The 18,977-nt window shown below is 60.5% G+C and carries 19 protein-coding genes and 1 tRNA gene; 10 read left to right on the top strand and 10 right to left on the bottom strand.

Going from position 1 to position 18,977, the window contains the following annotated elements; all coding sequences use genetic code 11:
• Positions 1-2 precede the first annotated feature (2 nt).
• Positions 3-704, bottom strand: a complete 702-nt coding sequence (locus tag HDF16_RS08450; protein WP_348641273.1) for a hypothetical protein — start codon at positions 702-704, stop codon at positions 3-5.
• Positions 705-863: 159 nt separating this feature from the next.
• Between HDF16_RS08450 and HDF16_RS08445 the strand changes: the two genes are divergently transcribed.
• Together HDF16_RS08445 and HDF16_RS08440 are read left to right on the top strand one after the other, a co-directional pair.
• Positions 864-1,685 carry a cytochrome b/b6 domain-containing protein gene (locus HDF16_RS08445; protein WP_184215471.1) on the top strand — a complete coding sequence of 274 codons (822 nt, stop codon included), beginning with the start codon at positions 864-866 and terminating at the stop codon, positions 1,683-1,685.
• On the top strand, positions 1,682-2,959 hold the full coding sequence (locus tag HDF16_RS08440) for a molybdopterin-dependent oxidoreductase (protein ID WP_246408893.1): 1,278 nt from the start codon (positions 1,682-1,684) through the stop codon (positions 2,957-2,959). Before HDF16_RS08445 ends, HDF16_RS08440 begins: the two co-directional genes overlap by 4 nt.
• Before the next feature lie 12 nt (positions 2,960-2,971).
• Here the strand turns inward: HDF16_RS08440 and HDF16_RS08435 are convergent, their stop codons facing one another.
• Positions 2,972-3,403 carry a winged helix-turn-helix transcriptional regulator gene (locus HDF16_RS08435; RefSeq protein WP_246408891.1) on the bottom strand — a complete coding sequence of 144 codons (432 nt, stop codon included), beginning with the start codon at positions 3,401-3,403 and terminating at the stop codon, positions 2,972-2,974.
• An 84-nt stretch (positions 3,404-3,487) separates the two neighbouring features.
• Here HDF16_RS08435 and HDF16_RS08430 point away from each other — a divergent pair, with 84 nt between their 5' ends.
• A complete protein-coding gene (locus tag HDF16_RS08430) occupies positions 3,488-4,258 on the top strand; it encodes an SDR family oxidoreductase (RefSeq protein ID WP_184215469.1) in 771 nt (256 codons plus the stop codon).
• Positions 4,259-4,307: 49 nt separating this feature from the next.
• Here the strand turns inward: HDF16_RS08430 and HDF16_RS08425 are convergent, their stop codons facing one another.
• Genes HDF16_RS08425 through HDF16_RS08415 form a run of 3 tightly spaced genes read right to left on the bottom strand, consistent with a single transcriptional unit; the run spans position 4,308 to position 8,230 of the window.
• Entirely contained in the window at positions 4,308-5,987 is a 1,680-nt protein-coding gene (locus HDF16_RS08425) for a mechanosensitive ion channel family protein (protein WP_184215467.1), read from the bottom strand.
• A gap of 19 nt (positions 5,988-6,006) precedes the next feature.
• Positions 6,007-7,278, bottom strand: a complete 1,272-nt coding sequence (locus tag HDF16_RS08420; protein ID WP_184215465.1) for a Gfo/Idh/MocA family protein — start codon at positions 7,276-7,278, stop codon at positions 6,007-6,009.
• Positions 7,279-7,300: 22 nt separating this feature from the next.
• Complete coding sequence (locus tag HDF16_RS08415; RefSeq protein ID WP_184215463.1) at positions 7,301-8,230, bottom strand: sugar phosphate isomerase/epimerase family protein; 930 nt, start codon at positions 8,228-8,230, stop codon at positions 7,301-7,303.
• Between the two features lie 194 nt (positions 8,231-8,424).
• Between HDF16_RS08415 and HDF16_RS08410 the strand changes: the two genes are divergently transcribed.
• On the top strand, positions 8,425-9,513 hold the full coding sequence (locus HDF16_RS08410) for a serine/threonine-protein kinase (RefSeq protein WP_184215461.1): 1,089 nt from the start codon (positions 8,425-8,427) through the stop codon (positions 9,511-9,513).
• 7 nt (positions 9,514-9,520) lie between these two features.
• Here HDF16_RS08410 and HDF16_RS08405 read toward each other — a convergent pair whose 3' ends face one another.
• A complete protein-coding gene (locus HDF16_RS08405) occupies positions 9,521-10,528 on the bottom strand; it encodes a c-type heme family protein (protein WP_184215459.1) in 1,008 nt (335 codons plus the stop codon).
• Between HDF16_RS08405 and HDF16_RS08400 the strand changes: the two genes are divergently transcribed.
• Positions 10,507-11,295 carry a HugZ family protein gene (locus tag HDF16_RS08400; protein ID WP_246408889.1) on the top strand — a complete coding sequence of 263 codons (789 nt, stop codon included), beginning with the start codon at positions 10,507-10,509 and terminating at the stop codon, positions 11,293-11,295. The genes HDF16_RS08405 and HDF16_RS08400 overlap by 22 nt on opposite strands.
• 111 nt (positions 11,296-11,406) lie before the next feature.
• A complete protein-coding gene (locus HDF16_RS08395; RefSeq protein ID WP_184215455.1) occupies positions 11,407-12,960 on the top strand; it encodes a FecR family protein in 1,554 nt (517 codons plus the stop codon).
• Here HDF16_RS08395 and prmC read toward each other — a convergent pair.
• The 4 genes from prmC to prfA form a co-directional block, all read right to left on the bottom strand.
• Entirely contained in the window at positions 12,957-13,820 is an 864-nt protein-coding gene (prmC, locus tag HDF16_RS08390; protein WP_184215453.1) for a peptide chain release factor N(5)-glutamine methyltransferase, read from the bottom strand. The two genes, HDF16_RS08395 and prmC, sit on opposite strands and share 4 nt — an antisense overlap.
• A 20-nt stretch (positions 13,821-13,840) precedes the next feature.
• Positions 13,841-14,227: a VOC family protein gene (locus HDF16_RS08385; protein WP_184215451.1), complete on the bottom strand. Its 387-nt coding sequence runs from the start codon at positions 14,225-14,227 to the stop codon at positions 13,841-13,843.
• Between the two features lie 10 nt (positions 14,228-14,237).
• Positions 14,238-14,807, bottom strand: coding sequence for a hypothetical protein (locus HDF16_RS08380; protein ID WP_184215449.1), 570 nt, complete (start codon positions 14,805-14,807; stop codon positions 14,238-14,240).
• Between the two features lie 66 nt (positions 14,808-14,873).
• On the bottom strand, positions 14,874-15,950 hold the full coding sequence (gene prfA, locus HDF16_RS08375) for a peptide chain release factor 1 (protein ID WP_184215447.1): 1,077 nt from the start codon (positions 15,948-15,950) through the stop codon (positions 14,874-14,876).
• Positions 15,951-16,264: 314 nt separating this feature from the next.
• Here prfA and HDF16_RS08370 point away from each other — a divergent pair.
• The 4 genes from HDF16_RS08370 (at position 16,265) to HDF16_RS08355 (ending at position 18,940) form a co-directional block, all read left to right on the top strand.
• Positions 16,265-16,339 (top strand) — tRNA-His (locus tag HDF16_RS08370).
• A gap of 72 nt (positions 16,340-16,411) precedes the next feature.
• The gene (locus HDF16_RS08365) at positions 16,412-17,209 is read left to right on the top strand and encodes a DUF72 domain-containing protein (RefSeq protein ID WP_221312606.1); all 798 of its coding nucleotides are present in this window, start codon (positions 16,412-16,414) and stop codon (positions 17,207-17,209) included.
• 17 nt (positions 17,210-17,226) lie between these two features.
• Complete coding sequence (locus tag HDF16_RS08360; protein WP_184215445.1) at positions 17,227-18,243, top strand: alpha/beta fold hydrolase; 1,017 nt, start codon at positions 17,227-17,229, stop codon at positions 18,241-18,243.
• A 79-nt stretch (positions 18,244-18,322) separates the two neighbouring features.
• Entirely contained in the window at positions 18,323-18,940 is a 618-nt protein-coding gene (locus HDF16_RS08355; RefSeq protein ID WP_184215443.1) for a hypothetical protein, read from the top strand.
• Positions 18,941-18,977 lie beyond the last annotated feature (37 nt).

Genomic DNA, 18,977 nt, shown 5'->3' with positions numbered 1-18,977 from the left:
CGCTAGTGGAACTTTCGGTTAAGTTTTAGAGTTTCGGCGGCCTTGTCTATCTCTGACTGGGTGTGGAAGAACTTGTGTTCCGTGTTCGACCCCGGATAATACCGGATCACGATCTTCGGGTCTTCCACCGCGTCATCTTTGCCATCCTTGTAGGGATAGCCAAGGCCCTGAAGTAAGGCCAGTGAACCCTCCGTCCCCGCCGGGTTGCCGGAGTCGCCGACGATCGCGTAGACCGTCTTCTCTGTCTCGTGACTGTGCACCACGACGAAGTCGCCCAGCTTTACGTGATGCCGCTTCGCGAAGTTTCCCATGACTACGTAATGAATCTTCGTGGCGTCCAGATACTTTCTTGGGTTGCGATCATCGACGATCGACTCGTCACGAAAGTCGGTCGTCGAGACGTAGTAACCCGGTGCCGGATCGTTCGGTCCCTGCACCACCGCCTTGCCATGCTCCATCATGTAACCGACGATCTTGCCGCTGAGAATGCCACCGGTATGCGCATTCTTTTCGAAGTCCAACGTCCGCTTGCCCTTGGGCCCGTATGCCGTCGGCGCTCCATCCACGTCGACCGTCATCTTGCCTGTCTGGTCGAAGAACCGGATCGGCTTCGGAGTCTGAGCTTCAATTGCAATAGTCAGAGTCGCTGCCAGCAACCCGATTGCACCACGTAATCCGGAACCCAACGCGAAACGTAAATTCACCAGCGGCCACCCTCTATAAGGATACGTTCAAAGCCGCCGCGAGGCCTCATTGTGCTTCGCTTGCACAATCGAAATCAGCTGTAACTTTTCGAGAATTAACTTGTCTCATAGGCATGGAAGGGGCAATGTTAGGTGTCACTTCCCACAGGAGAACTTGCCATGCAGAACGTAGCTTCGGGTGCCGAGGGTGTCGCTGCCGTGGTCTCCGCTGTGCCGGGGGCCGTGCCAACACCTGCCGCCCTAGAGCCTGAAAGGGCCGTCGCCAGCATTCGCCTGGAGAAGAAGCATCCCCTGGCCATCCGCTGGATGCACTGGATCAACTTCCCTGTTTTGTTCACCATGATCTGGAGCGGCATGCTGATCTACTGGGGCGACTCCGACAATGCCTACCAGCATCCGCACCGCATCTACCGCATTGGCATCGGCAGCTTCACACTCTTCCGCTTCTGGCCGGAGTGGGTCTACACCTGGCTGAACGCGCCCTATCGTATTACTGTCGGGCTGGGCTGGCACTTCGTCTTCATGTGGATCTTCGCCATCAACGGCCTCTGCTACGTAACGTACCTGTGGCTCTCTGGCAACTGGCGGTTGCTAGTCCCAACACTCGGCTCGTGGAAAGAAGCGATCCAGGTTACCCTCTATGATCTCCATCTGACGAAGGTCCATCCGCCCGCAAAGAAGTTCAACGGAGCGCAGAAGATTGCTTACTCCGCGATCATCCTGATGGGCCTCGGTTCTCTGCTTACCGGCCTTGCCATCTATAAGCCCAGCCAGGCCCACTATCTCACTTCGCTGCTGGGCGGCTACGAGATGGCACGATGGGAGCACTTCTTCCTGACGATCGGCTTCATGGCCTTCTTTCTGCTGCACGTAGGTCAGGTCATCAAGACAGGATGGAATAACTTCCGCGGCATGGTTAGCGGCTACGAGATCCGGCCAGCGGATTCAACTCCCTACACTGAAGAGAGGAGAGACGTATGACCCCAGAGAAACAAGTACCTAATGATCCGCTGAAAACAAGCGACGATCCGCTGAAGATGAGCGATGGCCGCGAAGAGCGTGAGGAGCGCGAGAAGCGTCGCGAGATAGAGAAGAAGACTGACCGCTCCGACCGTGTCGGAGAAGAGTCGGACGACTACGAGCCGGAGCGCCCTGATTCCAACTCCACCGAGACGCCTATCGCTGCGGCTCCCATAGTGGAGGACACTCCGGCCCCGCCGGTCACCGTGTCCGCAATCCCAATCACCGCTCCGGTCGATGCGGCTCCAGAGCCCGATCCAGCCGCGATCGAAGCGTCTAACAAGGCTGTCCGCAGTAAGTCTGGCAAGCGCACTCGCCGCAGCTTCGTGATAGCTGCGGCCGCGGCAGCTGCGGCTTACACCGGCTACAACTGGATCGACAAGAGCGAGATGATCGGCCGCCAGCAGAAGCCGCTCCGCACAGCCTTCAACACCAACGCGAAGATTGCCCGTGAAGTCTTCAATGAGCGCGGCATCGCGCCCACTTACTCGAAAGATAAAGCCGTCTCCGAGCTTCGCTTCAACGGCCCCTACGGTTTGCGGCAGGAGCTCGTGTTCGATAGCTGGCGGCTGAAACTGGTGGGTGTCGCCAACGCCCCGAAGTACAAGCAGTTCGTCCCGGACGTGACCGCGTGGGAGTACAAAGAGATCGACTTCGTGCAGCCCGGGTCTGCGCACTCCGATGACTCCAAAGGCCCTGCCGAGAAGCCCGCCGTCTGGACGCGCGCTCTCAACGGCGACGGCTCCCCCATGCGCGGCCAGGAAGAGGCTGGTGACAGCGACAGCGATCTCGATCCATTTACCCCCGGCCTGCTACTAACCCTCGACGACATCAAGGCGCTGCCCCACCACGAGTTCGTCACCGAGTTCAAGTGCATCGAGGGCTGGAGCGAGATCGTCCACTGGGGAGGCTACCGTCTCGCCGACCTCATCGCCGCCTACCCACCGGCACGCAACGCCAAGGGCGAACTCCCCAAGTACGTCTACATGGAGACGCCCTACGGCGACTACTACTGCGGCTACAACATGACCGCATGCACCCATCCGCAGAGCCTGCTCACCACGGAGATGTCCGGCGCCCCGCTCTCTCAGCTCCACGGCGCCCCGATCCGCCTGCACATGCCGATCAAGTATGGCTACAAGCAGATTAAGCGCATCGCGCTGATCGCCTATACTGACAAACAGCCGGACGACTATTGGACCAAGCTCGGATATGACTGGTATGCGGGGCTGTAGCGTTCAGGTGATTCAATCCGGCTTCATCCGGAGCGCATACGTTGCCCTGCGCTGCTCCACTTCCTCGTAGTTCTTCTCCGCCCACTCCCACACGCCGCAGAACGCCGCTCCCAGGCTCTCCCCCAGCTTTGTCAGCTCGTACTCAACCTTTGGCGGGACTACCGGGTACACTGTCCGCGTGACGAAACCATCTGCTTCCATCTGCCGAAGGGTCTGCGTCAGCATCTTCTGGCTGATGCCGCCGACGAGCTCCGCCAGCCGGCTGAAGCGCACAACTCCATGCTGCGCCAGCGCTTCCAATAGCAGCAGCGTCCACTTGTCCGCAACCCGGCCGATGACCTCCTCAACCAGCTTGTCGATCTCCGGCCGTGCGACGTTGCCGTCCATGCCTTCGAAGCGCAGTTTCTTTGCCTTCTTATTTAGCTTCTTCGCAACTCTTACCATGCGGTGCGTACCCCACTTAAAAGTGCCTACTTCCCAAAAGAGAGTGGCTCTCTTATCGTAATTCAAGAAGGAGATTTACCCCCAATGAATCCCAGCGCAAACAACACCATTCTCATCACCGGCGGCGGATCCGGCATCGGCCGCGGCCTAGCGGAAGCCTTTCACAAGTTTGGCAATAAGGTGATCATCGCCGGTCGCCGCAAGGAAGTCCTCGAGACCGTCACTGCCGCAAACCCTGGCATGGAGTTCGCCGTCCTCGACGTGCAGGACTCCACCAAGCTTTCCACCTTTGTCGCGGATATCACCGCGAAGTATCCCGCTCTGAACGTGCTCATCAACATGGCGGGAGTCATGAAGCCGGAGAACTTCGCCGACTCAACGGACACCGCGACCGCCGATGACATCATCTCCACTAACCTGACTGCTCCCATTCATCTGACTGCCACGCTGTTGCCTTTGCTGAAGAAGCAGCCTAAGGCAACTGTCATGACTGTCACCTCCGGCCTCGCCTTCACGCCGCTCGCGATGACGCCCACCTACTGTGCGACGAAGGCCGCCATGCACTCGTGGTCCGTCTCGCTGCGCTACCAGCTTCGCCACACCTCGGTCGAGGTGCTCGAGCTCGCGCCACCCTACGTCCAGACCGAGCTTATGGGCGAGCACCAGGCCAGCGATCCGCGTGCCATGCCACTCGCCGACTATATAGCCGAGGTCATGAGCATCCTCTCCACCCAGCCTGATGCGAAGGAGATTCTCGTGAAGAACGTCTATCCGCTACGGTTCGCGGGCGACTTCAACAGTGAGAAGTTCTACGCGTTCTTCGAGCAGTTCAACGCGGCCATGGCAGCTCACTAACCTTCAACGCAAGCGATGCCTCCCGCATCACAGCGTCGGAGGCGTTGCTTCACTCTCTATCGCCTCGCTTGTTCTCCATGCCAACGCGAAACGTCGGTGCCTTGTAGCCCTTCGGTAGATATTGTTCGGGGATCGCAATCGGGTTGCCGTCGCGCAGGGTGGAGAAGTGCGGCGACATGATCTCGACGCCGGCCTCGTTGAACTTGTCCTGAATGTTCTGGTGCAGGTCGGAGTAGGTTTTCGCCATGCGGGCGGGTTGATCGGTAAATGCATTGGTCTGGTAGTGAACGTAGAAGTCGTCGAGCGCCGTCTGCAGCACAAACGGCGCAGGAGTCTTCAGGATGTTCTCCGTTGCCTCGGCTGCGGCGATCAGCAGCTCGTGGATCTGTCTCCAGGGAGCGTCGTAGCCGATGGTCACGGTGGTATGCAGCACCAGACCCTCCTCCTGCACCGATCCGCTGAAGTTGATGATGTGGCTGCTGAGCACCATAGAGTTCGCAATCGTGACCTCAACGTTCTTGATCGTCCGCACTCGCGTAACCAGCAGCGAAACTTCCACTACATCGCCGACGGTGTCCGCGATCTGTACGCGATCTCCCAACTTGAACGCGCGCATGTAAGTGAGGATCACTCCGGCGACGATGTTCGCGACCGCGGAGGTCGATCCTAGCGAGAGCAACAGGCCGAGGAAGATCGAGATGCCCTGAAACGCCGGCGACTTCGCGCCTGGCAGATAGGGGAAGACCGCGACCCCGGTTACCGCTAGGATCAGGAAGCGGGCGATCTTGTAGGTCGGCTCAGCCCACTCCGGATGAAAGCCCGAGAAGGCTATGGAGCCCTTCCCGATCTCCTGGAAGATGATGCGTGTGAACTTGATGAAGTAGACCGCCACCAGCACGATCACCGCAATGGAAAACATGTCAGGCAGATACGCCACGATCGTCTGGCCCAGCCCCTTGAGCGGAGCGACAACATAGCTGATCAGAACCTGCCCGTAGCCTCTCGTCCAGGGGAAGAAGCCCAGCACCAGCGATATGTAGAAGTAAAGAACGACGAGCACCAGCGCGAGGCGGATGAGCTTCGCTAGCCCGATCGCAAAGTCTGCGATCCGTTCCGCCGGCAGCAGCTCGAACTTCTGGATGCGCAGCGAAGGGATGCGTGTCCCGCGCCATATCTCCATCTGGCTGAAGAGCTTGCCGAAGAGAAAGCCGATTGCCCTGAAGATCACGATAAGGAGAATCGTTGCCAGCAGAGCGTAGATGCCTCCAAGGGTGAGGGTCTTTACCGAGTAGGCCTTCCGTAGTTGTTCCAGGGACACGCTGATCGTTCGGGCGTACGCCTCCGCCAAGTCATGCCGGGACTTGCCCGCGAGTTCAGCGTCCTGCTCGGTGACCGAGAGCAGGACGAGGTCCCCGGCCGCCACGTCGCTGGTTCTCTCGGCGTCGGAGACAGTGATCTTCGCATGCGCCGCGTTCACGTCTTGGTATACGGAGGTGATTCTTTTCGCGATGGCCTCCGCCCGGGTTGTGGCGGAAAACGAAAGTACGCCGGGAACCTGGAAGAGAGTCTTTCCCTGTAGCACGACGGGGGCTGTGGCGACCTGACTGGGAGGTGGCTGCGCCGCCGCCGAAGCCGCGCCCTTGCCGCTGTTCTCGGCTCGTCCCGCGCAGAAGGACGCGACAAAAAGAAGAAGCACCAGCATCCGTGCCGCTATTCGTCGAACACGCATAAGATACCCCCGGTCCGGCTTAGGCAAACTGGTCGAGGCTCATTCCGAGTTGGTACGACTCTCCGTGTGTCATCAGCTCTTCCCACGTCACTTCGCGACCGGTGTAGCCGGCCATCCGGCCCAGCATGCAGCTGAGCGCCGTCTCTACTCCGGCTGCGATCTGGTTGTGCGTTGGGCCGGACATGATGCTCTCGATGAAACTGCGGTCTTTGTCGCGGTCAGCGAACTCAAGGTTGTCGAGGAAGCTGCCGTTGGCGGCGAACTGGCCTCCGCTCGAAGCGCTGCTGCGAGAGTCTTTCCACTCCCACGCCTGTGCGCCGGTGATCTGGATCGGCCCGGAGTAGGGAACGGTCGCCGATCCCGCTGAGCCGAACAGCTTCAGGCCTGCGTCGAACTTGCCGTCGCTGCCAAACTGCGTCGATGCGAAGGAGAAGTGGACATCGCCGGGATAGGTGTAGTCGACCTCGTAGTTGTCCCAGCAGTCGCCATAGTGCTTTAGGACGTTGCGGCCCCCGGTGGCCGTGGCCTTCAGCGGATGCGTGCCGAGCATCCAGTTGCAGAGATCGATGATGTGGATGTTCTGCTCGACGAGGATGTCGCCGGAGAGCGCCTTGTCCCATAGCCAGTTGCGCAGACGGTACTCGTCGGGCTTGATGCCGGGATGCGTCTTCTCGGTCGATGCCGGGGCGTTGTAGTTGCCAGCAACTGTTGCAATCTTGCCGAGTGCGCCCGCCTTGATCTGGGCTTCGATCGCCGCGATGGGCGGTGCCATGCGGCATTGGAAACCCACATCCACGCTCTGGTTCGGCTTCACGCGCTTTGCGATCTCAAGTGCCTGCTTCGCCTGGCGGACATCAATGCCTACCGGCTTCTCGCAGTAGACATGCTTACCCGCGTCGACCGCTGCGGCGAGGTGCTGGACATGAAAGAACGGCGGCGTCGAGATCTGAATCGAATCGACGTCGTGCGAGGCGGCCAGCTCTTCGAATGCGTGCGGTCCGTGGAAGAGCAGCTTGCTGTCGATGGCAGCGCGGTGCAAGCCGGCGTTCACCTTGTCGAAGTGTGCCTTGCCGGCGGCTAGTTGATCCGGGAAGAGGTCGGCCAGGGCGACAACCTGTCCTGCGGTGTTCTCCGAAAACGACGTAGCCACGGAGGTTCCGCGGTTCCCGCAACCCAGCAGCCCGATGCGGACAGCGGAGTTTGCCTGGTAACCGAAGGCGGTGCTCGACTTCAAAATCATGATGCCCGATAGTGCCTGCGATCCCTTGACGATAAGTTCCCTACGATTCATAGCACCTCAACTTAATCCTGATTCAGCCCACGACTTCTTTCAGTATGTTTTCGAGATACAGCTTCTCCTGGCGCACATCTTCAATCTGCTGCGGGCCGGAGGTCTCGCGTTCAATCGTCACCGCGCCGGTGTATCCGACCTTATGCAGCTTCGCGAAGACGGTGCGGAAGTCGACGAGTCCCTTGCCGATCTGTACCTCTTCGCCGAGGTTGCTGGGGTTGGTGGGCCAGCGGCCATCTTTGGCGTGGATGCTGCGAACATGGGGGCCGAGGATGTCGACCGCATCGACGGGGTTTGCCTTGCCGTAGAGGATCAGGTTCGCCGTGTCCAGGCCGACGCCGAGGCTCGGCACATCTACATCGCGGATCATGCGCGACATGGTCGTCGGCGTCTCCTGCCCGGTCTCCATCAGGAAGCTTTGTCCGTTCGCGTCGCAGTGCTGCGCTACCGCGCGGATTGCTTCCACTGCGCCTGGATACAGCCTGTCGGCGGGGTCTTCGGGGATGAAGCCGCAGTGCGTCTGCACCTGCTCGACGCCCAGCATCTTGGCGAAGTCCGAGACCTGCCGGAGTGCGTCGATACGGGCGGATCGCGTGGTTGGGGGAACAAGCCCAATTGTGGAAGGTCCATTGAGGAAATCCCAGATCAGCGGCTTCGGGCCAACGACTTCGACCGTTGTCGCTGTCACCTCATACTTCGCGAGCAGACTTTTCATCTCCGCCGCGAGCGCCGGGGTGAAGCCGCCGATATATCCGTCGAGGGAGAGGAAGCAATTGGTGAAGCCAAGGTCGTGGACGCGGCGGATCGTCGCCTCGGGCGCCCCAAACGGGCTCACAAGCAGACCGAGAGCCATCGGCTTCAGCCTGGTCGCCTGCGCGGCCAGTGGGATTGTATGAAGTGCTGTCGCAGCCATCGCAGCCGATGCTGTGGTCAAAAACGTGCGGCGGTCCATTCAGTTTCCTCGTCTGGAGCTCTTCCCGGCACAATGCGATAGCAGATTGGCTGTTGAGTCATTATGCTGGGCTGCACCAGCTTTGCACCAGTCGGGCTGTTGAGGCAAGTCGTAGCCCAGTGCCGACAGAATCGGCGGTTGCGCAGGGGGCGTGACGTGTAAGCGCGCCCAACCTCCTCATTTACAATCCCCGCATGGCCTTCGAACCTGGCGGCATCATCGGCGAGTACACAATCGAGGCTGCCCTCGGCCATGGTGGGCTGGGCACGGTCTACCGGGTGCAGCATCGTATCTCGCAACGGCAAGAGGCCATGAAGGTCCTGCTGCCGGAGCGCACGGGCACGGCCGAATCCGCCGAGCGCTTCCGCCGCGAGATCCAGATGTTGGCCTCCTTGAATCATCCGAATATTGCCCGGCTTCATACCGCCTTCTACTTTGAAGAGCAGTTGATTATGATGATGGAGCTGGTGGAAGGTGAAGACCTCCGGGCGTTGAGCCGTCGAACCAGCATCGCCATTCCGCTGCTGCTGGACTACTCCTCACAGGCGCTGCGAGCGCTCGAATATGCCCATGCCCGAGGCGTCGTCCATCGCGACATCAAGCCCGCCAACATGATGGTCTCGCCCGCCGGACAGATGAAGGTGCTGGACTTCGGTCTAGCCCAGAACGGCACGTCCACGGAGCTCACGCTAGCCGGCTCGGTCGTAGGTTCGCCCATCTATATGTCGCCGGAGCAGGTGCGCGGCGAGAAGGCTACGTCGCAGTCCGACCTGTACTCCTTCGGCGTCACACTCTATGAACTGATCGCCGGAGACTCCCCCATTCAAGGCAAGAACGCCTATGAGCTGATGATGGGACACCTGAACCACGTCCCTAAGCCGCTCCGGGTGGTCCGACCTGAGATTCCCGCACATGTCTCTGACGCTGTGGCGCGGGCGCTCGAGAAGGAGCCAGTGCGTCGGTTCGCCAGCGCCGCGGAGTTCCTCGACGCGCTGAACGCCCGGGTCCATGCTGCTGATGACCTTACGGCCACGTTGCCACCCGTCAACAGCTCGCACCGTCCAGGCTCCGACGACCAGAACAAGACCCCAACCGGTGCCGTCCCGCAGCCGCTTGAACCGCTGGTGAAGCACCTTGCGTCCTTCATCGGGCCCATCGCGAAGATCACCGTTCTGAGGCTTGCGAGGAAAACTTCGGATATCGACCAGCTCTATCAGGCTGCGGCGAAGGAGATCGACGATCCGGCGGAGCGGCAGAAGTTCCTCCGCACCCGCCCACGCTGACGCACTGTTACTCCTCGAGCAGATTCATCGCCTTCTGCAAGCTCGTATGCATCCGGTTGAAGGACCGCGTCACCTCGGTGACCTCGTCGTTCCCGCGTGCTGTCAGGTGTTCGAGATCCATCTCGCCCCGGCTGATTCGATTGGCCGACTCCGAGATTGTGCGCAGCGGTCGAATGACGATCACGTACAGACCAATGTCGATCAGCACGATGACGAAAGCGAAGATGACAAACAGGTCGATCGTCAATCGGATTAACCCCTGGTGCGCGATCTTCAGCGGTAGCGAGGTGGGAACTGAGACGATCTGCGCCCCGACCACCTCACCCATGTTCCATCCGAAGCCGTTCCGGTCACCATACTTTGCCACCAGGGTCTTTGGCGCGACTGACGGCTGGCTGTGGCAGCTCAGGCATCCCTCGGTCACGCGGATGGGGTGGGCGAGGTACAGGCTTGGCCCGTTCGCGGTCTCTCGCGTGCGAGTCAGTTCGTTGTCGCCGGGAGAGTCGCGGAAGTGCTGGATCAGGTCGGCCTCCCAGTCCGTCGCCCGGTCGCGGAGGTTGGTTGGGTTCAGTGCCGCTTCCTTATAGGTGTAGTCAGGGTAGTCGTGCTGGATCTTCTGGAAGGTCGTGGTCGCGGCGTAGAAGGGGATGGTCTGCGGAAGGAAGACGCCGTCATGCTCGCCTGCCTTCGCCAGGTACGGAGTGATCGCCTCCTCCGTGTAGACCCGGGTCGCGGAGGCGCTGGCAGCCAGCAGTCCGGCCTCGCGCAGAACCTCTTCCTGGGCCTGGCCTTGCAGGAAGTCCCGCGCCTCGAACCAGGTCGAGATCAAGCCAAGGGCGAAGACGCCCACCAGCAGCAGATTGAACTTCACCAGTAGCTTCAACGTCCGCTCCCCTTGTGTCGTCAGTAAACGCAGCGCCCGCGCGACGCGATACGTCCGCAATTCGGGTTCACGATACTGGAGCGATAGTATCAGCGTAGAGGATGCTTCCCATGTCGACCGTAGCCGTTCCATCCCGCCAGCACGCCTCCACAGGCCCCAGCATTCCCACGCCGCCGGAACCTTCGCACGCCGAGCGCGTGCGCACGCTACTCTCTCTTGCGTCGGTCGCGACGCTCTCGACGCAGTCGCGCAAGCATGAGGGCTTTCCCTTTGGTTCACTGATGCCGTTTGCGTCCGACGACGCCGGTCGGCCTATCTTCCTGATCAGCAACATGGCGATGCACACGCAGAACCTGCGTTCGGACCCTCGCTGCAGCCTCTTCATCCTGCAGGCTGCGGCCGATGGCGATCCCCTCGGCGCAGCCCGCGCCACGCTGGTTGGCAACGCGGAGCCAGTTGCTGTCGAAGAGCTTCCCGCGGTTCGCGAGCTCTATCTTGCCCGTCATCCCAACAGCAGCTACTGGGTCGATTTTGCCGACTTTCACTTCTTCCGGCTCGAAGTTGTAGACCTTTACTACGTCGGCGGATTTGGCGTCATGGGCTGGGTCGCCGCTGAAGAGTACGCCACGGCTGCGCCCGACCCGCTAGCGGATGCCGCGCCCGGGATTATTGCCCACATGAACGCCGACCATGTCGACTCGATGATCCTGCTCGCGCGCGTCCATTCGAGCCTAGAAGCGACTGAAGGGACCATGACCTCGGTCGACCGGCTCGGCTTCTGGCTGCGCCTGAAGACCGCCGAGGGGATGAAAGGCGCGCGAATCAACTTCACCCGCGAGGTCGCCACCGCCGCCGAAACGCGAACCATACTGGTCGAGATGGTACGAGCGGTCCGCTAAGTTCCGTACAAAAAGAGATCAGTCCTTGCGTTTCAGGCATATACTTACCGCGAGCCGATAAGAACGATACGGCTCGCGGCGAATCGTCGCTTCGCCGAGGAGAGCAACCCCATGAGAATCGCCTCCCGTTATCTTCCCGCATCGTTAGCCATTGGACTCTTCGTCTCCGACTGCGCCGCGCAGTCTGCCGCGCCCGTGGTCCAGCCAGCTGCTCGTACCGCAACGGTTATTTCAACCGACGTGCCCGACCGCAACGAAGACCAGGCCACCACGCGCTCCGTTTCGCAGATTCGCATCGTCCGACTCAGCCAGGTTCGTGGCGAGGTTCAACTCGATCGCAAGACCGGCCAGAAGTTCGAAGCGGCCTTCACCAACCTCCCCATCGTCGCGGGGGAGCAGCTCCGCACGCAACTGGGCGCCGCCGAGGTGGAGTTCGAAGACAACAGCTCGCTTCGGATCGTTCCGGACTCCCAGATAGACTTCCCCCAGCTCGGTCGCAGCGATTCCGGAGCGACCACGACGACCGTTCGTCTGGTGCGCGGCAGTATGTATGTCAGTCTGGCCAGCAGCAAGACCCCTGCGGACTTCACCGTCCGTGTCGGTGGCGAAACTCTGACGCTTTCACCCTCCAGCCACTTTCGGATTGATCTCACCGACAACACTGCCAAGCTGACCGTCTTTCAGGGCAGTGTTACCGCAGCAAGCGACTCCGGCTCGCTGATCGTAACCAAGCATAAGGCTGCTTCGTTTGATCTGACCGCTGGGACGGTCCCCACGTTGGCCCGCATGGAGGAACCCTCGCCCTTCGACGCCTGGGATAAAAACGCTGTAGATTATCACAAGGCCCTGGCCGTCACCGCCGGCTATGCCAACTCGCCGTACAGTTACGGCGTAAACGATCTCGCCTACTACGGCTCGTTTTCGGACGTTGGAGGCTGCGGCACGATGTGGCGTCCTTACCTCGCCACTGCATCGTTTGATCCCTACGCGAGCGGCATCTGGAGCTATTATCCCGCCAGCGGATATTCGTGGGTGTCGCCTTATCCCTGGGGCTGGACGCCGTATCACTCAGGAAGCTGGAACTACTGCGCGGGCGGCGGAGGATGGGGATGGCAGCCCCAAGGCGGCTGGAACGGCCTGCAGAATCAACCCGCACCCTCGAAGATCAAGGCTCCCGGAGGGTTACGGCCGCGTCCGCCGGCCAGGCCGGTGGGCGGACAGCCGACGATCATTGGCGTCAATCTCTCGAAGCTGCAGGTTTCGAAGCCCGGTTCCGACGGCTCCTTCGTCTTCCGCGGCGAGTCCGCAGGTCTTGGAGTGCCGCGGGGAGTCTTCAATAATCTGAATAAGATCTCCCAGCATGCCGTCGAACGCGGATCGGTGACACGTTCTCTCTCAGAGACCCAGGTCGAACGCAGCTATGCCGCAACCGCTACCACTACCGCCCCCACTTCGATGAACAACGCAGGTATCCGGCAAGGCTCATCTGCCAGCCTTGGGCGCACTTCCGGCGGCTCAGGAGTCACGAGCCTGGGCCGAGCCTCTGCTGGCAGTACCTCCATGGGAGCGGTCCATAGCTCAGCTTCCTTCTCTTCGGCAGCGCCTGCAGCGTCATCGGCATCGGGATCGGCGGGCGCCTCTGCCGGTAAGGGCGGGCCTCACTAATCGAAATTGCTCTCTCGCGTCCGCGCTAGCATCACGCGCGATACCCCCTGTAGATCGTCTAGGTCCTCCACCTCGCTCCAGACGTGCAAAAGTGCCTCAATCTCGGGCCGCTGTCCGTAGCCAATCTCCACTGCGAGCAGGCCTCCGGGCTTAAGCGCTTTTGCGGCCTCCGGGATCAGCCTACGGTAGACATCCAGACCTTCGGCTCCGGCAAAAAGAGCCATCCCCGGCTCAAACTCACGGACCTGCCGGTGCAGGGAAGTCCGGTCCGTCTCTGGAATATACGGCGGGTTCGAGAGCACCGCGTCGAACCGCGTTTCGCCGTCTACCTCGGCCAAAAGATCTGACCGCATGAAGCGCACCTGCTCCTGCAACCCAAGCCTCACTGCGTTCTCCCGAGCCACAGCCAGTGCAGCCTCCGAGAGGTCGACTGCAATCACCTGTGCCAGCGGAAGATGCTTCGCCACCGCAAGGGCGATGGCTCCCGATCCTGTACCGACATCGATGATCCGAAGAGGCTTATCCTTTGGCAGCCGGGCGAGCACCGCTTCAACGAGCAACTCTGTCTCCGGTCGAGGAATCAGCACCGCCGATGTCACCTTCAGCGGCAACCCGTAAAACTCCTGTTCCCCGAGGATGTACTGGATCGGTTCGCCGAGAAGCCGCCGTTCCAACAGAGAGTTGTACTCTGAGAATTCGCGGTCGCTCACCGTCCGGTCACTATCGGTGAACAGCAGCGTCCGCGTTGCCCTGAGCACATGGAGCAGCAGCAACTCCGCGTCGCGCTGCGCATTTTCGCGAAGGTCTTCTTCGGAAGACAACCGGCCTGCACCTTCAGCAATCGCTTCGCGAAGAGTCACACCTTATTGTCTCTCACGCTTCAGGCTGTCCGAGCGATCTCGCTCATCAGCCCGACCGGGTTTCCATCGGGATCGCTCACGATCGCCAGCCAGAGATCGTGGTCCGGCATCTTCGCGATCATCTGGGGAGCCTGTACGCTCGGCGATCCCGCGTCTGTGAGACGCGCATAGTCTCCCTTGAGGTCGTCGGACTTCAGATACAGAATTGTTCCGCCGTTCGAAATCGGCTTGCCCGGCTCCGGCGTTCCCAGCAGCAAGCGGACTTCGCGGCATTGCAGGAACGCCATCGTTCCTGCGTTGAAAAGAAACGCCATCCCGAGCTGGTCGCGGTAGAAGGCGACCGACCGATCCAGGTCACTCACTGTGACCGCGATCTGCATGATCCTGCCGGGAGCAACTCCGGACATACGTAACCTTTCAGCGAGCGGATGAGATCAGGACGAATGGGTCTGGCCGGACGCTGCACTTTTGCGTCTCCGATTCGTGCCAGTTGGTTCCGTTAGAGTAGGTGATCGACTCCACCTCGATCCAGCGGATCGAAGTCACACCGTCCATCCAGAGATCGCTGCTGAAGCCGCTACCTTCCTTCGCTTCCAGGTGAAACGACCGTGTCACGTCCGCGTCGTCTACGTTTGAAGTGAGAACGGCTCGATTCCTCGGCGAAAAAGCGTGCGCCACGACCTCGACGCTCGTGATCCGGAGCGCTCGCCGCCCGGACAATGTGATCCTCAGCCCCTGGGTCGGTCTTGGCGGGATGAGGCCTCCGGTTTCAACCTGCTGGGGTAATGATCGCTGGTTTGCCGACAGGAAGACCGGACATCCCGTTACCGCCAAGCCAAGCTGCGGCCTCTGCAGGAACACCTGTGGACCGTCGAGTCCAGGTGCCTGTCCGGGAGCCTGGGCCATACCATAGGAAGCGGCAAGCATAGCGGCGATGCCAAGGCCTGTCGGAACTAACTTCACCACCGAAGAAATGGATCTCATCATGGCACCTCAAGCGGAAGGTAGCTTTCACCCACACTTTACTCCCGCCCCGGCCACCCTTCAAGAGATTTAGGCCGCGACCGCCTCGGCCTTCAGCTTCTCTGCGGTGTAGTGCGCGATTAGCGCGTCAATCGTCGGCTGCAACTGGCCTTCCATGACCATCGCAAGCTGATGGTTCGTCAGTCCGATGCGGTGATCGGTCAGCCGGTTCTGGGGGAAGTTATAGGTGCGGATCTTCTCGGAGCGGTCGCCAGATCCAATCTGCTGCTTGCGATCCTTCGCCTGAATCTGGTGGATGCGTTCTGCCTCGACCTCATACAAGCGAGCCCGAAGAACGCGCATTCCTTTTTCGCGATTCTTGATCTGCGACTTCTCGTCCTGGCAGCTTACGACGGTATTCGTCGGCAGGTGGGTGATGCGCACGGCGGAATACGTCGTATTCACCGACTGCCCACCGGGTCCTGAGGAGCAGAACGTGTCGATGCGAAGATCCTTCGCCTCAATCTTGATATCGACCTCTTCGGCCTCCGGCAGCACTGCAACCGTGATCGCCGAGGTATGTACGCGGCCTTGAGTCTCAGTCGCCGGAACGCGCTGGACGCGGTGAACGCCGGACTCGTACTTCATCTGCGAGTACACGTGCTCGCCTTCGATGATCGCCGTCACGTCCTTCAGGCCATGCCCGATACCGGTCTCAGTCTGTGACAGGATCTCGACCTTCCAGCGGTGCTGCTCTGCGAAGCGGAGATACATGCGAAAGACCTCGGCCACAAACAGAGCGGCTTCGTCGCCGCCGGTTCCCGCGCGCAGTTCCAGGATGACGTTCTTCTCGTCGTTGGGATCCTTGGGAAGCAGGAGAATCTTGAGAGCTTCTTCAATCGGCTCGACACGGGGTTCAAGCGCAGCAAGTTCCTCTTGGGCCATCGCGCGGATCTCAGGATCGCTCTCGGCCAGCATCGCCTTCGCGTCGGCGATTGCATTCTTCACTGCGCGGTACTCGCGGAACTTTTCTACCATCGGCTCCATGTCGCGGTGCTGCTTGGAGACCTTGCGATAGTTCTCCTGGTCGCTAACGATATTGGGGTCGGAGAGCTGCTTGCCGAGATCTTCGTAGCGGGCTTCCATCTGGTCGAGACGGTCAAACATGGGGTGCTCCTAAAGCTAGGGTGTTTGGGGGTAAGTACAGGGGAATAGCAAGACACACGACGACGCTGCGGTTAGGCGCAGCTAGAGGAAGTCGTGGCGGATTGTCACGCGGGGAGAAGACACCGAATTTGCCGTCGCACCTTGCATCGCTACTTTAGATGTTACAGCTTCTCCAAGGTTGCGGCGCGAGTTCTGCTGCGGGAGTTGTACACGGACTGATGCCATGATTCGGTGTCCGGCTACGCCTGGATGTCTTCTTGGCGATCTACTGCTTCTCTGCAGAGGGTGCCGATGCTACAATTGGAGGTAATACGGCGGCTATAGTTCAGTGGCAGAACGCCGCTCTGTGGCAGCGGATGTCGTGGGTTCGAAACCCACTAGCCGCCCCAAAACTCCCCTCCCTGCTAACGAAGCAGCGATGCGGGGCTCCAAGTTGAAGCCGCGTATCTAACGGACTTCCTTTGCCCCGCGCCTCCAAGACTCCCGAAACGAAGATCAATGAGAAGCCGGTCGTGACGATCGTCGCGCCTGCTGGGCTGTTCGTGGGAACATCGGGATGGGCATACCCGACCTGGAAGCCCGGCTTCTATCCGGAGGGTCTGGCTGCGAAGAAGTTCCTGAGCTACTACGCGTGTCAAGTGAACTCGGTGGAGGTGAACTACACCTTCCGCGCCCTGCCTACAGCGAAGATGCTTTCGGACTGGCTGGCGGCGACTCCGGAAGGATTTCGCTTCAGCTTCAAAGCTCCGCAGCGCATCACGCACTTCAAGCGCCTGCGCGAGTGCGAGGCTGATCTCAGCCAGTTCATCACCGCTTTGGAACCAGTCGGGGCTGCCGGAAAACTTGGACTGCTGCTCTTCCAGCTTCCACCGAACTTCAAGGCTGATCCAGAACGCCTTCGCGGCTTCCTGGCGGTAACCGCGCTCACCGACGCAGCCATCCCGACTGCCTTCGAGTTCCGCCACGAAAGCTGGTTCACGCCTGAGGTGGAGGCGGTTCTACACGACCACAATGCTGCACTCTGCATAGCGGAGAGTGACGACTTAGTCTCGCCGGAGATTCATCCTTCCGCCACGCACACCAGCTTTCGGCTGCGGCGGAACGGCGGCTACAGCGCCGCGGAGATTGCAACATTCGCGGAGAAGTTTGCTGGACTAGCCGCCTCTCGCGACGTCTACGTCTACTTCAAACATGAGGATGAACCGACGGGGGCGCTCAACGCGGCGGCTCTCATCAAGACTCTGGGTGCCGGGTCTTGATAGCGTCGTCGACACCCGTGGTCACAGCGCTCGAGGCCACATTCCGTCCCCGGCGTTTCCTTCGCAATGGCCATCTGCAGACGATCGTGGGCAACTTTTTGCGACGCGTGGACGCTCTGCCGCCGGCGGAGGCATGCCTGGTCGAAGTCGCTCAATCCCAGGGCGACCAGCCCGCGAGCCAGGTGCTCTGCCACTACCACTTCCAGCCAGTTGAGGTAAGAGCACAACGTCCGACCGCGATCATCGTGCATGGGCTTGAAGGGTCATCGAACTCGCAGTACGTCATCGGCAACGCGAACAAGCTGTGGTGCGCGGGCTGCAACATCATCCGCATGAACATGCGGACCTGTGGCGGCACGGAGCGCCTCTCGCCAACGCTCTATCACTCTGGACTTTCGTCCGATGTTGACGCAGTCCTGCGATTCTTCAACGCGCGCGAGGGATTCACAAGCATGTCACTGATCGGCTACTCGATGGGCGGCAATCTCGTCCTGAAGCTTGCCGGCGATCTTGGCGCCTTTGCTCCTCCCGCCCTGAAGTCGGTCATCGGGGTTTCTCCTGCGATCGATCTTGGCTCTTCGGCGGATGCCTTGCACGAACCGTTGAATCGCGTCTACGAGATGAAGTTTCTGCGCTCGCTCGTAGCGCGATTCCGCCGCAAGGCTGAACTGTTTCCGGCGATCTATGATCCAGTGCGGGCGGAGGGACTGCGTTCCTTGCGCGATTTTGACGAGCGCGTCACCGCTTTCTATGCGGGCTTCACAGGTGCCGACGATTACTACTTCCGCGCAGCCGCTGCTCGGGTAATCGATCGCATCGCGATCCCGGCGCTGGTTCTGCATGCGCTCGACGATCCCTTCGTTCGGCTCACGCAGGAGAGCCGCGCCAAGCTGGAGGCGAACCCCTGCGTCACTCTGCTGGAGACCATGCACGGCGGCCACTGCGCCTTCCTCGCCGACGCCGATCCCGTCCGTGGTGACGATGGCTATTGGGCCGAACAGACGCTGCTTCGCTTCCTGCTAGCAAACGCCTGACAGAGCCGGCAGCACTCACGACTGCAATCGCCCGAAGGTCGGACCGCTGCCTGCCCGGGCGAAGCTAGAATAAGAAGTTATGGTTGTTGAGTGGTCGGTTGAGTGCTCTGCGGACGATCCAGTGCTGGTCGTCCCATGGTCGAGGGCGGAGGCGGGAGCGGCGACGGTCGAAACGACAGCTGACTTTGTCGACCTGCGCGAGAATCCCTACGACATGGATCAGATCCCGGAGGCGGAGCAGAATCCTCCGTTGATGCAGGCGCTGCGAGCTCTGAACGCTGGACGTTCGCCGGTGTTCACAGCAAAGTGCGACGCTTGGGCGCTCGATAGCGAAGAGCTGGAGCAACTACAGTTGCAGCTCGACATCAGTGCCGACAGCCCTGACGCGAAGACGGGCTTCGCAAGCTATGTTGACCTCGTCTGGCGCGACCGCACGATCTTCGCCTCGTTTCATCAGAGCGAGCAGTTGCTGCATCGGCTGGAGCGGCTCGCCGCGCCCATCGACGAACCACTGGTGATGATGGATTGCGTGCTGCGTCCTGCATTGGTCGATCTCACCGGGCCGCAGGAGGGCTTTGCGGTATCGCTGTATGTGAAGGCGCTTGGACCAAATCTTGCGGCTGCGAAGCAGGCATGGGGATTGGCACTCGAAGCGATTGTTGCGCTGCTGCGCAGCAGAGATATCGCGCTGGCATAAAACGTCTCCGCTGGTGGCTGCACCTGCCACTACAATT

This window comes from Granulicella aggregans (assembly GCF_014203275.1).
In the GTDB taxonomy this organism is placed as follows: Bacteria; Acidobacteriota; Terriglobia; order Terriglobales; family Acidobacteriaceae; genus Edaphobacter.
The sequence above is the reverse complement of the archived record's forward strand: the minus strand, read 5'-3'. Positions and strand labels throughout refer to the sequence as shown.

Excerpts from the sequence above, each read along its gene's own strand:
- HDF16_RS08445 (WP_184215471.1), top strand. The coding sequence starts at position 864 with ATGCAGAACGTAGCTTCGGGTGCCGAGGGTGTCGCTGCCGTGGTCTCC.
- HDF16_RS08440 (WP_246408893.1), top strand. The coding sequence starts at position 1,682 with ATGACCCCAGAGAAACAAGTACCTAATGATCCGCTGAAAACAAGCGAC.
- HDF16_RS08435 (WP_246408891.1), bottom strand. The coding sequence starts at position 3,403 with ATGGTAAGAGTTGCGAAGAAGCTAAATAAGAAGGCAAAGAAACTGCGC.
- HDF16_RS08430 (WP_184215469.1), top strand. The coding sequence starts at position 3,488 with ATGAATCCCAGCGCAAACAACACCATTCTCATCACCGGCGGCGGATCC.
- HDF16_RS08425 (WP_184215467.1), bottom strand. The coding sequence starts at position 5,987 with ATGCGTGTTCGACGAATAGCGGCACGGATGCTGGTGCTTCTTCTTTTT.
- HDF16_RS08420 (WP_184215465.1), bottom strand. The coding sequence starts at position 7,278 with ATGAATCGTAGGGAACTTATCGTCAAGGGATCGCAGGCACTATCGGGC.
- HDF16_RS08415 (WP_184215463.1), bottom strand. The coding sequence starts at position 8,230 with ATGGACCGCCGCACGTTTTTGACCACAGCATCGGCTGCGATGGCTGCG.
- HDF16_RS08410 (WP_184215461.1), top strand. The coding sequence starts at position 8,425 with ATGGCCTTCGAACCTGGCGGCATCATCGGCGAGTACACAATCGAGGCT.
- HDF16_RS08400 (WP_246408889.1), top strand. The coding sequence starts at position 10,507 with ATGTCGACCGTAGCCGTTCCATCCCGCCAGCACGCCTCCACAGGCCCC.
- HDF16_RS08405 (WP_184215459.1), bottom strand. The coding sequence starts at position 10,528 with ATGGAACGGCTACGGTCGACATGGGAAGCATCCTCTACGCTGATACTA.
- HDF16_RS08395 (WP_184215455.1), top strand. The coding sequence starts at position 11,407 with ATGAGAATCGCCTCCCGTTATCTTCCCGCATCGTTAGCCATTGGACTC.
- HDF16_RS08385 (WP_184215451.1), bottom strand. The coding sequence starts at position 14,227 with ATGTCCGGAGTTGCTCCCGGCAGGATCATGCAGATCGCGGTCACAGTG.
- HDF16_RS08380 (WP_184215449.1), bottom strand. The coding sequence starts at position 14,807 with ATGATGAGATCCATTTCTTCGGTGGTGAAGTTAGTTCCGACAGGCCTT.
- prfA (WP_184215447.1), bottom strand. The coding sequence starts at position 15,950 with ATGTTTGACCGTCTCGACCAGATGGAAGCCCGCTACGAAGATCTCGGC.
- HDF16_RS08355 (WP_184215443.1), top strand. The coding sequence starts at position 18,323 with ATGGTTGTTGAGTGGTCGGTTGAGTGCTCTGCGGACGATCCAGTGCTG.